17 protein-coding genes and 1 tRNA gene are annotated in these 13,480 nt (G+C 58.2%); 7 read left to right on the forward strand and 11 right to left on the reverse strand.

From position 1 onward, the window contains the following. Positions 1 to 32: 32 nt before the first annotated feature. Positions 33 to 992, forward strand: coding sequence for a DUF6492 family protein (locus RUM8411_RS06260; protein ID WP_085821825.1), 960 nt, complete (start codon positions 33 to 35; stop codon positions 990 to 992). A gap of 110 nt (positions 993 to 1,102) precedes the next feature. Here RUM8411_RS06260 and RUM8411_RS06265 read toward each other — a convergent pair. Both RUM8411_RS06265 and RUM8411_RS06270 read right to left on the reverse strand, forming a co-directional pair. Further along, positions 1,103 to 1,179: transfer RNA gene (locus RUM8411_RS06265), tRNA-His, on the reverse strand. A gap of 47 nt (positions 1,180 to 1,226) precedes the next feature. Continuing rightward, positions 1,227 to 1,709, reverse strand: a complete 483-nt coding sequence (locus tag RUM8411_RS06270) for a GNAT family N-acetyltransferase (RefSeq protein ID WP_085821826.1) — start codon at positions 1,707 to 1,709, stop codon at positions 1,227 to 1,229. Between the two features lie 77 nt (positions 1,710 to 1,786). On the opposite strand from RUM8411_RS06270, the gene RUM8411_RS06275 reads away from it, so the two are divergent. Continuing rightward, complete coding sequence (locus RUM8411_RS06275; RefSeq protein WP_085821827.1) at positions 1,787 to 1,975, forward strand: DUF6324 family protein; 189 nt, start codon at positions 1,787 to 1,789, stop codon at positions 1,973 to 1,975. Between the two features lie 4 nt (positions 1,976 to 1,979). Here the strand turns inward: RUM8411_RS06275 and RUM8411_RS06280 are convergent, their stop codons facing one another. Beyond that, complete coding sequence (locus tag RUM8411_RS06280; RefSeq protein ID WP_085821828.1) at positions 1,980 to 2,411, reverse strand: MmcB family DNA repair protein; 432 nt, start codon at positions 2,409 to 2,411, stop codon at positions 1,980 to 1,982. Positions 2,412 to 2,525: 114 nt separating this feature from the next. Between RUM8411_RS06280 and RUM8411_RS06285 the strand changes: the two genes are divergently transcribed. Beyond that, on the forward strand, positions 2,526 to 2,846 hold the full coding sequence (locus tag RUM8411_RS06285; RefSeq protein ID WP_085821829.1) for an ArsR/SmtB family transcription factor: 321 nt from the start codon (positions 2,526 to 2,528) through the stop codon (positions 2,844 to 2,846). After that, positions 2,843 to 3,268 (forward strand): SRPBCC family protein, encoded by a 426-nt coding sequence (locus tag RUM8411_RS06290; RefSeq protein WP_085821830.1) that lies wholly within the window; start codon positions 2,843 to 2,845, stop codon positions 3,266 to 3,268. Before RUM8411_RS06285 ends, RUM8411_RS06290 begins: the two co-directional genes overlap by 4 nt. 216 nt (positions 3,269 to 3,484) lie before the next feature. Here the strand turns inward: RUM8411_RS06290 and RUM8411_RS06295 are convergent, their stop codons facing one another. The 5 genes from RUM8411_RS06295 to RUM8411_RS06315 form a co-directional block, all read right to left on the reverse strand. Then, entirely contained in the window at positions 3,485 to 3,790 is a 306-nt protein-coding gene (locus RUM8411_RS06295) for a hypothetical protein (RefSeq protein ID WP_085821831.1), read from the reverse strand. Between the two features lie 59 nt (positions 3,791 to 3,849). Next, complete coding sequence (gene nusB / locus RUM8411_RS06300) at positions 3,850 to 4,332, reverse strand: transcription antitermination factor NusB (protein ID WP_085821832.1); 483 nt, start codon at positions 4,330 to 4,332, stop codon at positions 3,850 to 3,852. Beyond that, positions 4,329 to 4,880, reverse strand: a complete 552-nt coding sequence (locus RUM8411_RS06305; RefSeq protein WP_085821833.1) for a 6,7-dimethyl-8-ribityllumazine synthase — start codon at positions 4,878 to 4,880, stop codon at positions 4,329 to 4,331. The genes nusB and RUM8411_RS06305 overlap by 4 nt, the downstream gene beginning before the upstream one ends. A 2-nt stretch (positions 4,881 to 4,882) precedes the next feature. Then, a complete protein-coding gene (ribB, locus tag RUM8411_RS06310; protein ID WP_085821834.1) occupies positions 4,883 to 6,004 on the reverse strand; it encodes a 3,4-dihydroxy-2-butanone-4-phosphate synthase in 1,122 nt (373 codons plus the stop codon). A gap of 111 nt (positions 6,005 to 6,115) precedes the next feature. Next, the gene (locus tag RUM8411_RS06315) at positions 6,116 to 6,703 is read right to left on the reverse strand and encodes a riboflavin synthase (protein WP_085821835.1); all 588 of its coding nucleotides are present in this window, start codon (positions 6,701 to 6,703) and stop codon (positions 6,116 to 6,118) included. Positions 6,704 to 6,841: 138 nt separating this feature from the next. On the opposite strand from RUM8411_RS06315, the gene RUM8411_RS06320 reads away from it, so the two are divergent. The 3 genes from RUM8411_RS06320 to RUM8411_RS06330 all read left to right on the forward strand — a co-directional run bounded on the left by RUM8411_RS06320 (position 6,842) and on the right by RUM8411_RS06330 (position 11,367). Beyond that, a complete protein-coding gene (locus RUM8411_RS06320) occupies positions 6,842 to 8,140 on the forward strand; it encodes a capsule polysaccharide biogenesis protein (protein ID WP_085821836.1) in 1,299 nt (432 codons plus the stop codon). 93 nt (positions 8,141 to 8,233) lie between these two features. Then, positions 8,234 to 9,367 carry a polysaccharide biosynthesis/export family protein gene (locus RUM8411_RS06325; RefSeq protein WP_085821837.1) on the forward strand — a complete coding sequence of 378 codons (1,134 nt, stop codon included), beginning with the start codon at positions 8,234 to 8,236 and terminating at the stop codon, positions 9,365 to 9,367. Then, positions 9,367 to 11,367 carry a capsule polysaccharide biogenesis protein gene (locus RUM8411_RS06330; protein WP_085821838.1) on the forward strand — a complete coding sequence of 667 codons (2,001 nt, stop codon included), beginning with the start codon at positions 9,367 to 9,369 and terminating at the stop codon, positions 11,365 to 11,367. The genes RUM8411_RS06325 and RUM8411_RS06330 overlap by 1 nt, the downstream gene beginning before the upstream one ends. Here RUM8411_RS06330 and ribD read toward each other — a convergent pair. The 3 genes from ribD to RUM8411_RS06345 all read right to left on the reverse strand — a co-directional run bounded on the left by ribD (position 11,364) and on the right by RUM8411_RS06345 (position 13,465). Then, positions 11,364 to 12,464 carry a bifunctional diaminohydroxyphosphoribosylaminopyrimidine deaminase/5-amino-6-(5-phosphoribosylamino)uracil reductase RibD gene (gene ribD / locus RUM8411_RS06335; protein ID WP_085821839.1) on the reverse strand — a complete coding sequence of 367 codons (1,101 nt, stop codon included), beginning with the start codon at positions 12,462 to 12,464 and terminating at the stop codon, positions 11,364 to 11,366. The two genes, RUM8411_RS06330 and ribD, sit on opposite strands and share 4 nt — an antisense overlap. Beyond that, the gene (nrdR, locus tag RUM8411_RS06340) at positions 12,461 to 12,931 is read right to left on the reverse strand and encodes a transcriptional regulator NrdR (protein ID WP_058274803.1); all 471 of its coding nucleotides are present in this window, start codon (positions 12,929 to 12,931) and stop codon (positions 12,461 to 12,463) included. Before nrdR ends, ribD begins: the two co-directional genes overlap by 4 nt. Before the next feature lie 120 nt (positions 12,932 to 13,051). Beyond that, a complete protein-coding gene (locus tag RUM8411_RS06345) occupies positions 13,052 to 13,465 on the reverse strand; it encodes a secondary thiamine-phosphate synthase enzyme YjbQ (protein WP_085821840.1) in 414 nt (137 codons plus the stop codon). Positions 13,466 to 13,480 lie beyond the last annotated feature (15 nt).

Below are 13,480 nucleotides of genomic sequence, written 5' to 3' on the forward strand. Positions count from 1 at the left end.
TCGCAGAACAAGATTTATTAGGGAATTCGGCCTTGATTAGCCTTGTCACTATCGTTTTTTCTGGTGATCTGGATCTCGTGCGATATCAGGCTCGCTCGCTGGCGTTATTGGTGCGCCCGGAAATTATCAACGATATCAACTTGGTCATCAACGATGTGAATGAGGGCGATATCCGCCGCACATTGGAAGAAATGCGCCCGGAGTACGGCCCTCATGCCGCCAAAGTCCGGATCGTCGGCGGCGATGAGGTGCTGCTGAACGTGCCGCGTAAAACCCGCCGCAGTTTGTTTGAGTGGCTTTATGTGGACAACCGGCATCGCCTGCCTTTTGCCTCTGCGCAAGGCTGGCGCGGCGGCAATGGCTATCGGATGCAGCAGGCCCTGAAGCTGGCCTCAGCGCGGATCGCTGACTGCGACAGGATGCTCATACTGGACGGAAAGAACATTTTTCTGCGCGATTTCGATCCGGCAGAGTTCTTTGACGAACAAAATCGCGGACTATCCACTTTCCATCCTCCGAACGCCGAATTCCATCAGGGCTGGCTGAATGAAAGCCTGAAAGTGATAGACCTGAACATGACGGCCAACGATATCGAAGCCACCACCGCCTACGAGACTCCGTATCCGGTCAATCGCCAACTGGTGCTGCGCGTGCTGGATGAAGTCGCCGAGTCCCATGGTTCAGTTCAGGCCTTGTTTGCATCCAAACAACGGCCAACGGAATTCATGTTATTGTTTGCCTCTTGCATCAGGAACGAAGGCAATGTCGACCGGTACTTCGGAGAATTTAACGGCCAACACCTGGGGGTGTGGAAAGAGTACTCACCGCAACTGATCGACAAGGTTATCTCTGACGCAGAAACTGCCCCGTCAGCCACTTTTGGGGTGCATCGCAAGGCAATTGAGCTTCTTAGCGACGAACAGCGCCAGCGTCTGATTGCCCTGTTTGCAGTGCGTGGGCTCGATCTGAAGCCGTTGCTGAACTCTGCCTGATGCAGATTTGACCTATGGGCGCCTTCACAGCGGCAGCAGGCTATTCACAACATTTTCGCAGCGCCAAACTCCAGTCAATCGGGCTGAAGGAGTTGAGATTTGTTTGAAAATGGTACCGCCTGCTGGATTCGAACCGGCGACCTCTGGATCCACAATCCAGCGCTCTAACCAACTGAGCTAAGGCGGCACTCGTGAGGGGCGATGTACCGAACGCGCCCACGGAATGCAAGAGGATTAAAGCTGAATTTTCCAGCTTTGTTCGACAAGATTGACCCCGAAGGAATGCACATGTTTGCTGTTCAGCAAGTGCCACCCCGAAGCCCGGTAAAGCCTGCAGGCGGCCTCGTGGCTTTCGTGGGTCCACAGTCTCATTTCCGTGAATCCGGCACTGCGCGCGAACGCCATACAGGTACCCAACATCCGCTTGCCTAACCCCAACCCGCGGGCCTGAGGCATCAGCAGGAACAGACGCAACTTTGCTGTTTTATCGTCAAGCGCAACACAAAAGATGCTGCCCAGCCTCTCGCCTGCCCGCTCGGCAATCCAACCCCTTTCCCGGGTCGGATCATGCCAGGCGACAAAGTCGGTCAGGATACTGTGAACAAGGGGGGCGAAGGTCTCATCAAACCCCTCATCGCGCGCGTAAAGCAGGCCGTGCTGCATAACCAGCCACGGGGCGTCGGAGGCGCGAAAGGGTCTGATCAGAACATCCTGCATTCCTTATTGGACAGCAAAGGCGGCTTGATTCTCAACCCTTTGCGCGCTAGCACAAACTCTGATCCCCGGAGGCGCATATGAGCATCAACACCGAACGTGACATTCAGGCAAACCTGCAGATCGGCCCCACTGATCACGGCATGGTGCGACTTTTCATTGAGGCCGATGGTGTTGAGATCCCGATGGATTTCGAACCCGAGGAAGCCGAAGAAATCGCAGACGAAATCCGTGCGGCCGCTGAGGCTGCGCGCGCAGTGCAAGCCTGACCTCTCAGATCCGAGGGTCGCGCATTGCGTGTAGACGGCGGGCGGCATCCGTCGCAAATTTCTGGATCAGTTTCTTGCGCCGCGCCGGCGCAACCTTGTCCTCCGGGGCCATGCGCACAATCTCGGCGTCATAAGCATCGGCGATGATCAGGCCTGTCTCGGGCGGCAGCAGATCGGTAGGAAAATCGGTATCGACTGCCCAGAAGAATCGATCACACCACTCCATATAACCCTGCCATTTGGCATCCGACTGATAATCGGCGCGGCTGGATTTGCATTCGATCACCCACAGCTCACCCTTTGAACCCAGCCCCATGACATCCACGCGCAATCCGCGTGTTGGCACGAATTCCTCAACAGAAACAAACCCATGGGTCAACAGGTGCCGTGAAACACCACGCGCGAGCTTTTGTCCGGGCTGTAGATCCAATGTCATGTTTGAAATGTGAACAATTCGTGAACAAAAATCAAGAACATCGTCGCACTTGACATGATACCAATTAGTATCTTATCAATGAGATACCAAATGGTATCACGAACGGTGTATCGAATGCAGACACAAACTCAAAACGCGTTTCGTGCGCTTGCCGACCCAACCCGCAGGGACATCGTACAGATGCTTGCTGCGCAGGACATGACGATCGCGCAATTGACCGATCAATTTGAAATGACCCGTGCAGCTGTCAAAAAGCACCTGACCGTATTGTCCGATGGCGGTCTCATCACAGTTGAGGCGCGCGGACGGGAACGTATCAACCGACTGGAACCCAAGGGGATGGCCCCTGTTCTGGACTGGCTCAGCTATTTTGACCAGTTCTGGGATGATCGCTTGAACAATCTTAAAGAAGCCATTGAAAGGAATAAAAAGTGACTAAATCCGTTTTGCAAAAATCGATCTTCCTGCAGGCTGAACCTGAAATAGTCTGGGCTTATCTGACCGAGCCCGATCGCCTGGCAGAATGGTTCCACAAGCCCGTGCGCCCTCTGGCGGCAGATCAAAAGCTTGAGATGTTCGGAACCACCAGTGGCGATCTGCTGATCTGGGGCGAGGTGCGCGTTGCCCGCCCGCCTGAATACCTGGAGTACACCTTTACGGTGAAACCCATGGGTGATGCGATCAGCGTTGTCAAATGGACCTTGGAACCCGTCGCAGGCGGTACCCGCTTGGGGCTGCACCATGAGGGCCTGCCCCAAACCGCCGAAGCGTTCGGACTTATCCTGGCGCTGGACAAAGGCTGGGATGAGCATTTGGGCAAGATGCGGACTGCGTTGCACGAAACAGTTGACGCCTGACCCCTTGTGCAAACCCGCCGCACATCCTACTTAGGCCCGTGGCGGGTTCTGCCCTTCTTGTGACAGGTAGCATTCTGGTGGCCTTAAGCAATTCCGAGGGGGCTGGCTCTGTTCAGGTCCTGGCCTGATTACCTGGCGCCCACCTGTACATACAGGTCCTCGGGAATCAAACCGCACGGTTGACTGGTGGTCCCGCCACACTTTTCGAAAATATTGCTACTTCGCTGAAGGCGCGTCCTGCCGCACTGGGGCAGGTTCAAAGCTGTGCACAACAGGTGAGCCGCGGCGCGGTCCGCCCGGTTTGTCGGCCATGCTCATGATCGCATAGGCAAACTGGACGCCAGCAAACACGATGCCATTCATGAACCAGATCATGACCAACGCGATCAGACCCATGTCAGAACCGGTGATCAGGCCGCGCAAGTTGGCCACGTTCAGGGCCAGCAGCACGCCGACAAAAATGGCCGAGATGACAAATCCCCAAGCAACCTGCGTGATGTAGAGACGGATAAGTTTGGGCATGGCGAACCTCCTTGCGCTCTGACATTCAGATTAGCGCCTGCAGGTTCGGGGTAAAGGCGTCAGAACGCCTCGGGCTTGGCCTCATGAGCCATATGGTCCAGCACAGCATTGACGAATTTGGGTTCTTTGCCTTCAGAAAAAAAGGCACGGGCCACGTCAACGAACTCGGTAATGATCACCTTGGGCGGGGTATCGCCCTGCGTCAGTTCAGCCCCGGCGGCGCGGAAGGTTGCGCGCAAGGTGGGGTCGATCCGTGCGATGGGCCATTTGGCAACCAGAGCGCGGTCGGTCATCTGATCAATCGGTGCCTGATAATTCACGGCATCTTCAACCAGCTTGCGGAACACGCGGATATCGCCGTCCAGCATCTCTTCACCCTCATAGACAGCGCCAAACCGGTGTTCCAGAAACTCATTCACAACCTGTTCGGTCGTCTGGCCCGACTGTTCCATCTGGAACAGCGCCTGCACGGCGTAGAGCCGGGCGGCGGATTTCATCAAGCGTTTCTGGTTGGCCGGTTTCGGCGCGTCTGTCTGGGTCATGCTGTCGTGGATCCGTTGCTGTCGCCCGCCACCAGGATGGACTCGGACGGTGGCTTGAAGCCGACGCCCTTTTTCGAAGCGCCCCACTTACGGCTGAGTGCGATCAGATGCAAGGCCGCAGCGGCCGCTCCGCCACCTTTATTCATCTTTTCTGGGTTAGCACGCACCTCGGCCTGATCGTCATTTTCAACAGTCAGGATGCCGTTGCCGATGCACAGACCCTGCAGGCCCATCAACTGGATGGCCCGGCTGGAGTCGTTGCAGACGGTTTCATAGTGGGTAGTCTCTCCGCGAATGACGCAGCCCAGCGCAACATAACCGTCGAAGTTGCACTGGCGGTCGGCCATGGCGATGGCGGTGGGGATCTCCAGCGCGCCGGGCACCTCGACCACATCACAGGTGCCGCCTGCCCCTTCGATCTCGGCCTTGGCACCGGCCACCAGATTGTCGGCGATGGCGCGATAGAACGGAGCAACCACGATCAGCAGTTTGACAGGTTTGTCGAATGTTGGTGTCGGCAGAACGCCGTGTTTGTCTTGTTCAGCCACGATCAGTCATCCTTGGAAATCGAGCGGGTTCCGACGATGGACAGGCCAAACGCGTCGAGCCCCAGATACACGGTTTCAGGTGAATCCGTCAGCAGCACCAGCTCCTGAATACCCATCTTGGACAGGATCTGCGCGCCCAGACCAGTTTGCTTGATAGTGCGTGGACCTTCGTCATCACCTGCGTAAAGCGAATTGCGGGGCTGGCGGAACAGGCAGACCACGCCGCGCCCCTCGGCGGCGATCTTTTCCATCGCGCGCGGCAATTCATGGGGCGATTTTGGCCCCAGCCCCAGAATGTCGGGGGCCTCGTGCAAGGCATGCGTACGGGTCAGAACGGGTTCGGGTGTGGTGATGTCGCCCTTGACCATCACGACATGTTCGATGCCGTGAGTCTGGTCGGTGAAGATACGCATCTCCCAATCGCCGCCATATTCGGAATTGACGGTTTCCCGCGACGTTTCGACCACAAGATTGTCGTTGCGTGACCGGTATGAGATCAGGTCGCTGATCGTGCCGATCTTCATGTCATGTTCTTTGGCAAACGCAACCAGATCGGGCAAACGCGCCATGGTGCCATCAGATTTCATGATTTCACAGATCACGCCCGAAGGGTTCAGCCCCGCCAGGCGCGAGATATCGACAGCCGCCTCGGTATGACCGGCGCGCACCAGCACTCCACCCCGTTTGGCCCGCAGGGGAAAGACATGGCCCGGCGTTGCGATATGCGCCATCGTATTCTGTTCGTTGATCGCGGTTGCCACGGTCAGCGCCCGATCGCCAGCTGAGATGCCCGTTGATACACCTTCGCGCGCCTCGATGGACACTGTGAACGCGGTTTCATGACGTGATGAGTTGTTCACGGCCATCATCGGCAAGCCCAGCGCGTCTACCCGCTCAGCCGTCATCGGCAGGCAGATCAACCCGCGGCCATGTGTGGCCATGAAGTTAATCGCCTCGGCGTCAGCAAACTCGGCAGCTATGACCAGATCGCCTTCATTCTCGCGGTCTTCGTGGTCGACCAGAATGTACATCCGGCCCTTGCGCGCCTCATCGATAATCTCTTCGATCGGGCTGATCGCGTCGCGCAGCTGGGCTTCGACAGGTCCGGGGGTTTCAAAACTCATGAAGCAGCCTTTCGCAAAGCAAGTTTGACCGGGTGGATAGACTACCAGACGTTCAAAGACCAGACCGCATGCGGCACGAACCGGTCAGGACGCGGCGTTGATTAATGTGGCTCAGGACATCTCGGCCAATCGGGCGACATAGCGCGCCAGGGTGTCGATCTCGAGGTTCACCTGATCCCCAACTGAGACATCGCCCCAGGTTGTCACCTCTTTGGTATGCGGAATAAAGTTGATCCCAAATTCGCACATGTCGACATCATTGACGGTCAGCGAGGTCCCGTTCAATGCAACCGACCCTTTCGGAGCAATGAACCGAGCCAGATCCTTTGGCGCGCGCAGGGTGACGCGGGTGCTGTCGCCTTCGTCCTCGACAGCGACCACTTGCGCGACACCGTCCACATGACCGGACACAATATGCCCGCCCAATTCGTCGCCGACCTTCAGGGCCCGTTCCAGATTGACCCGCTTGCCTACTACCCAGCTGTCCAGATTGGTTTTGGATACGGTCTCGGCGCTGATCTGAACGTCATACCAGTCGTCCCCTAGTGCAATAACAGTCAGACAGACGCCATCGCTTGCAATAGAGGCACCAATATCAATTCCCGCCGTATCATAGGCCATGTTGATCCGGGCCCGCAGATCGCCTTGCTGATCCAGCTCAGTGATGGTGCCGATATCGGTGACAATCCCTGTAAACATTTCGCTAACCCTTAATTCATACTTTAGCCCAGTGTTCCTAGCCGACCTAAGCCCAAGCTGCGTGCCGGACAAGCCCCACCTTGCCGGGAAGGGCGTAAACGGGCATAATTTCATCAACAAACGACAAGAGCAGCAGTGATGTCACCCTCCGCCATTGGCCCGCAACGCCGCGTGTTTCTATTTTTGCAGGGACCTCATGGCCCGTTTTTTAACGGGCTGGGTCGGATGCTGCGCGCCACAGGGGCCGAGGTCTGGCGTGTCGGGTTCAACGCGGGCGATCAGGCCTTCTGGTCGGACCCATCAAGCTACATCCCGTTCCGCGACGATCCTGCACTTTGGCCTGACACGCTTGCCACGCTGATCGCCGAACGGCGGGTTACGGATATCGTCCTTTACGGTGACACACGCCCGATCCATGCCTGTGCCGTAGACGTTGCGCGCGCCAAAGGCGTCACGGTGCACGTGTTCGAAGAGGGCTATCTGCGCCCGTGGTGGGTCACTTATGAAAGGTCCGGGTCCAACGGGAATTCCCGCCTGATGTCTCTCGAAGTTACGCAGATGCAGCAGGCGCTGGACCAGTCCTTTGCACAGACGCCGCCGCCTCCGTCACATTGGGGGGATATGCGACAGCACATCTTCTACGGGGCGCTCTATCATTGGTTTGTGCTGTTTATGAACAGGCGCTACCGCAGTTTTCGCCCCCATCGAGACCTGCCTGTTTCAAAAGAGTTTAGCCTGTATTTCAAGCGCCTGGCGCTGATGCCTTTTCATCGCATTCAGCGCCGCTGGGCCACAGCGCGCGCGCGCATCAGCGGGTTTCCGTACCATCTGGTTCTGCTGCAACTGGGGCATGACAGTTCGGTGCAGTCCCATTCGGACTATAGCTGCATGTCCGATTTTGTGGCGGATGTGATCCAAGGCTTCGAAAAAGGTGCGCCCGCACATCATCGCCTGGTCATCAAGGAACACCCGCTTGAAAACCACCGCGAACCCCTGCGCAAACGCGTGCGTCAGATGGCGCGAACGCAAGGTATTTCAGACCGCGTACATTATGTTCCTGGTGGCAAGCTTGCAAAGCTGTTGGACGATGCCAATTCGGCCGTCACAATCAACTCGACCGCCGGGCAGCAGGTTTTGTGGCGTGGCATCCCACTGCGCATCTTTGGCAGATCGGTTTACGACAAGCCTGAGTTCGTATCGCACCAGTCTTTAACCGACTTTTTCGCCGCGCCAATGCCCCCAGATCAGAGTGCCTATCAAATCTACCGACGGTTCCTGCTCAAAACCAGCCAGGTGCCGGGTGGGTTTTACTCGCGTCGGGGGCGGCGACAATTGCTGCGCAGCGTCGCTGACATGATGCTCAGCGCAAAAGATCCCTATCAATCGGTCCTGACCAACAAAGAGGCGCTGACGCCACAGTTGCGAGTTGTTGAGTAACCCAGACCCACGCGGCGCTAGATGTTATCGCACAATCCGGATAACTTACGGCCAACAAAAGACTATAACAAAGACGACTGAGGATAGCCGGCAGTGAAGCGTTTTCCAATCCGATGGGTACGGGGGATTTCCCTTGTCGCCGCTATTGGCCTTTTGGCCGCGTGCCAGCTTCCCAAGGCGGGGCCCAATAAAAGCGAAATTCTGGCAGGCTCTGTTGAAAACGGTGGCAACGCATTTGTTGTCGAAGTCGACGACCGGGTGTCCGAGGCCACCTCAGCCGTTCCGCAATTTGGGTTTTCCTCCGCATTTCGCAGCGCGACCAGTCTGGCTGCAGATACCGTCCGTCCCGGTGACACCTTGGGCATGACGATCTGGGAAAACGTCGATGATGGCCTTCTATCCGGAGAGCTGAGCTCATCCACCATTCTAGAGCAAGTACAAGTCGACAGCGACGGATTCATCTTTGTGCCCTATGCCGGGCGCATTCGCGCCGCGGGCAACACGCCCGAGCAATTGCGACAGCTGATCACAAGTAAACTTGCCGAACAAACGCCCGATCCGCAGGTTCAGGTGCGCCGCACGGCCGGGGACGGCTCGACCGTCACGTTGACCGGTGAAATCGGCGCCCCCGGTGTCTACCCGATCGAACGCCCAAGCCGCACCTTGTCCGGAATGCTGTCGCGTGCCGGTGGGGTGGCCCTTGGTTCCGACATTGCGGTTGTAACGTTGATCCGCGGCAACAACCGGGGAACGGTCTGGTACGAAGACCTGTTCCGCGACCCCAGCCTGGACGTCGCTCTTCGCGGTGGAGATCGTATTCTGGTAGAGGCCGACACTCGGTCTTACATCGCCCTGGGTGCAACAGGCGGGCAATCCCGTGTGGCCTTTGATACCCAGGACCTGTCCGCGCTTGAAGCCCTGGCGCAGGTCGGTGGCTTACAATCCCTGTCCTCTGACCCGACCGGTATCTTTATTTTACGGGACGAACGTCAGGATATCGCCCGCTCGGTCATGGGCCGTTCTGATCTGCAAGGGGAACAGCGCATGGTTTACCTGCTGAACCTCACTGCCCCCAACGGGCTGTTCATTGCCCGTGATTTTGTCATTCGCGACGATGACACGATCTATGTGACCGAAGCTCCATACGCACAATGGAGCAAGTCCATCTCGCTGATCGCCGGTGGCCTGACCCCGGTCGCAAATGTAGCGACGCTGACGGGCGGTTGATGCAATCCGAAACAACAGCCGGGTCAAAGCGGTCTCGGCTGTTTGTCTATAATGCCGGCTTTCTGACACAGCGCCGTATTAGGCGCATTCTTTCCCTCAAGGGGTATGATATTCGCATTGGCTTTCCCAAGGATAGCGATGTCGTAGGCGTTTGGGGCAATAGCCCCACAGCCCACCGAGGGTTGTCCGTTGCCACGAAACACAATGTGCCGATCCTGCGGGTTGAGGACGCATTTCTTCGGTCACTTCATCCTGGTCGCGATGGCGAGGCCCCGCTTGGCCTGTTGTTGGACCAATCCGGCCTGCATTTCGATCCGGCACATCCTTCGGATATTGAGACGTTGCTGGCCACGCGCCCTCTAGACGACACGGCTTTGTTGAATCGGGCCCGTTATGGAATTGCGCGGGTGCGCGAATTGCACCTGAGCAAGTACTCTGCCTTCGACTCCGACCGACCGCCCCCCGATCCGGGTTATGTTTTGGTGGTCGATCAGACCCAGGGTGACGCGTCCGTCACCGCCAGCGGGGGCGACGCCGCCCGGTTTCGCGAAATGCTGGTCATGGCACAAGAGGAAAATCCAGGCGCCAAAGTTCTGATCAAAACCCACCCCGAAACCAACGCTGGTCACAGGGCTGGCTATTTCTCGGACCGGGATGTCACCGACCGGGTCTCGCTCATGACAGCGCCTATCAGCCCGTGGAGCTTGCTGGAAGGGGCTGTTGGCGTCTACACCCTGTCCTCTCAGCTGGGGTTCGAGGCGATCATGGCCGGACACAAACCCCGTGTATTCGGCCAGCCCTTTTATGCCGGGTGGGGCCTGACACAGGACGAGGCCCACTTTCCCCGCCGCCAGCGCAGCCTGACCCGGGCGCAACTGTTTGCGGCGTCGATGATCCTCTACCCGACTTGGTACGATCCTTACCGGGACCAGGTGTGTGAACTGGAAACAATCCTGGACACGCTTGAGGCGCAAACCCGCGCCTGGCGGCAGGATCACAAGGGCTGGACCGCCTCGGGTATGCGGGTGTGGAAACGCAAGCACCTGCAACAAATGTTCGGGCGCGAAAAGAAAATCCGGTTCACATCGGCCCAACCGGACAATTCCGACCGGCCGCACATGGTCTGGGCCAGGCATGCCCGCGACGCCACAGATGCGGTGCGTGTCGAAGACGGATTTCTGCGGTCACGCGGTTTGGGGGCTAACCTGGTGCCGCCTATCTCATTGGCGACTGACGATCTCGGCATTTACTACGATCCCACCCATCCCAGCCAGTTGGAGGAGTTAATCGCGGCGCGCGAAACCCTGCGACCGGATCAGGACATCCGCGCCGAACGTCTGGTTGCGCAGATCATCACGGGCCGCCTCAGCAAATACAACATCGGCGATGCGGTTCCCGATTTGCCCGCCGGTCACCGCATTCTGGTGCCAGGACAGGTCGAAGACGACGCCTCGATCCTTATGGGTACAACGTCGGTACGCACAAACACCGATCTGTTGCGCGCAACCCGCGCCGCGAACCCAGACGCTATCGTGATCTACAAACCCCATCCGGATGTTGAGGCTGGCCTGCGCGAAGGCGCGCTGGACGACGCCCATCTGGCGGATGTCATTGTCCGAAACACCGACCCGGCCGCACTGCTGTCTGAGGTGCAGGAAGTCTGGACCATGACCTCATTGCTGGGGTTCGAAGCGCTGTTGCGCGGCGTCGCCGTTACTACGTTGGGTGCGCCGTTTTATGCGGGCTGGGGGCTGACCCAGGATTTGGGCACCGTTCCGGCGCGCCGCGGCGCGCGACCGTCATTGTTGGGATTGGTGCATGCTGCATTGATCGACTACCCGCGCTATCTGGATCCGATCACTGGCCAGCCCTGCCCGGTTGAGGTCGCACTGGAACGCTTGGCCGACAGGTCCGGCACCAAAGCCGGTCCATCGCTCCGGGTTTTGTCCAAGCTGCAAGGGACATTTGCCACGCACGCGCATCTGTGGCGCCGCCGCTAACGCAGCGCGCGCGACCAGCGATGCAATACATCAGGCCCTACGGCCCGCGTTTCGATCAGTTCAAACCGGGGGGCGCTGTCCAGTTTCTCAAGCCCGAGCGCGCCAATGGCTGGCAACCCTTCGGCACCGATCGTCAGACCCGCGCTAAAGCCCACCAACTCGTCCACCAGGTCGTCAGCCAGCAAGGACGCAGCCAATGCGGACCCGCCCTCGCAAAACACCCTTGTCAGCCCTGCATGCCCCAGTTGCTGCAGCAGATCCGCAGAATCGATATGGTGGTCCTGCAAGGCGCAGGGGATCAAACGAGCACCCATCCCTTCCCACGCGCGGGCACGTTCTGCATCCGGGGACGGGCCGTGGCACAGCCAAACAGGAACCTCGGATGCAGTCCGCGCCAACTGCCCCAACAGCGGGATATCCAAACGACGAGAGACAACAACCCGCACCGGCTGCGCCGCAATCCCCAGATCACGCACCGTAAGAGAGGGGTCATCGACACGCGCGGTCCCGGCCCCAACCATCACCGCATCATGGCGTGCGCGCATGGCATGCACGGCCCGGCGCGCCTTAGGTCCGGTGATCCACTGGCTGTGCCCGTTGGACGTGGCGATCCGCCCGTCAAAACTGCTGGCCAGTTTAAGTGTTACAAAGGGTCGGCCTTGTTCGGTTTTCAGAAAGAAACCTGCGTGATCCTGCGCGGCCTGATCCGCCAGAACGCCAGTCGTCACCTCGATACCGGCCTCACGTAACATGGCAAAGCCCTGCCCCGCCACACGTGCATCGCTGTCCTCTATGGCCGACACCACCCGGGATACTCCGGCTGAGATCAAGGCCTCGGCACAGGGCGGTGTTTGACCATGATGCGAACATGGTTCCAGTGACACATACGCTGTCGCGCCGCGTGCAGCCTCACCAGCCTGTGCCAGTGCTTCAGTTTCTGCATGGGGGCGGCCACCCGGCTGGGTCCAGCCACGACCAATAATCCGTCCGTCGCGCACGATGACGCAGCCGACAGACGGGTTGGGCCAACACGTCCCTTGCCCGCGCTGACCCAAAGACAAGGCCAGCGCCATAAATCGCTTATCTGTTTCGCTCACTCGTCCGTCGAAGGCTGCGGCGGGCGCAGTTCGTGGACAAACTCCTCGAAATCATCGGCCGCCTGGAAATTCTTGTACACACTCGCAAAGCGAACATAGGCCACGGTGTCGATCCGCGCCAGAGCTTCCATGACGATCTCGCCGATCTTGCTGGACGGGATATCGGTCTCACCCATGCTTTCCAGACGCCGCACAATACCCGAGATCATCTGATCGATACGTTCGGGATCGATGGGCCGTTTCTGCATCGAAATGCGGATCGAGCGTTCGAGCTTATCGCGGTCGAAATCTTCGCGTTTACCATTGGTTTTGATCACCACCAGATCGCGCAACTGCACGCGTTCATAGGTTGTGAAGCGTCCGCCACAGGCCGGGCAAAATCTGCGCCGGCGGATCGCAGCATGATCCTCTGCCGGGCGTGAATCTTTGACTTGTGTGTCGATGTTTCCGCAAAACGGGCAGCGCATCCGCCGTCTCCTCGTCCCTGGTTCGGCCTCTTTTGTAAGCACTCTGGCTTACTTATCCACAACTATAGGGCAGCCGCTAGGATTTGGGTAGTCGGAAATTTTCACCGCAAGATAAAGGGGTCACGCGAAATGGGCAGCGACCCTTCTCTGATGCGCCGCTGTGCGGTGCTCAAACAGATAAATGCCTTGCCATGTTCCCAGCACCGGCTTGCCGGATGCCACCGGAATAGACAAGGACACCGGTAAAAGCGCGGCCTTGATATGGGCGGGCATGTCATCTGGCCCTTCATAGGTGTGTCTCAAATACGCCATCGAGGGATGATCCGAGGGCGGCACCAGCCGGTCAAAGAAAGCACTCAGATCAGTTCGCACCTCGGGATCGGCGTTTTCCTGAATAGCCAGCGAACACGACGTATGCCGTACAAACAGGGTCAGCAATCCGTCACGTTCGACCGAGTTTAGCCAGTTTCGCACATCCTTGGTGAATTCGTACAACCCCGGACCATGCGTCGAAATAATGAACTCGGTCTGCAAAACGCAACGATACTC

It is taken from the genome of Ruegeria meonggei, assembly GCF_900172215.1.
Classification (GTDB): Bacteria; Pseudomonadota; Alphaproteobacteria; order Rhodobacterales; family Rhodobacteraceae; genus Ruegeria; species Ruegeria meonggei.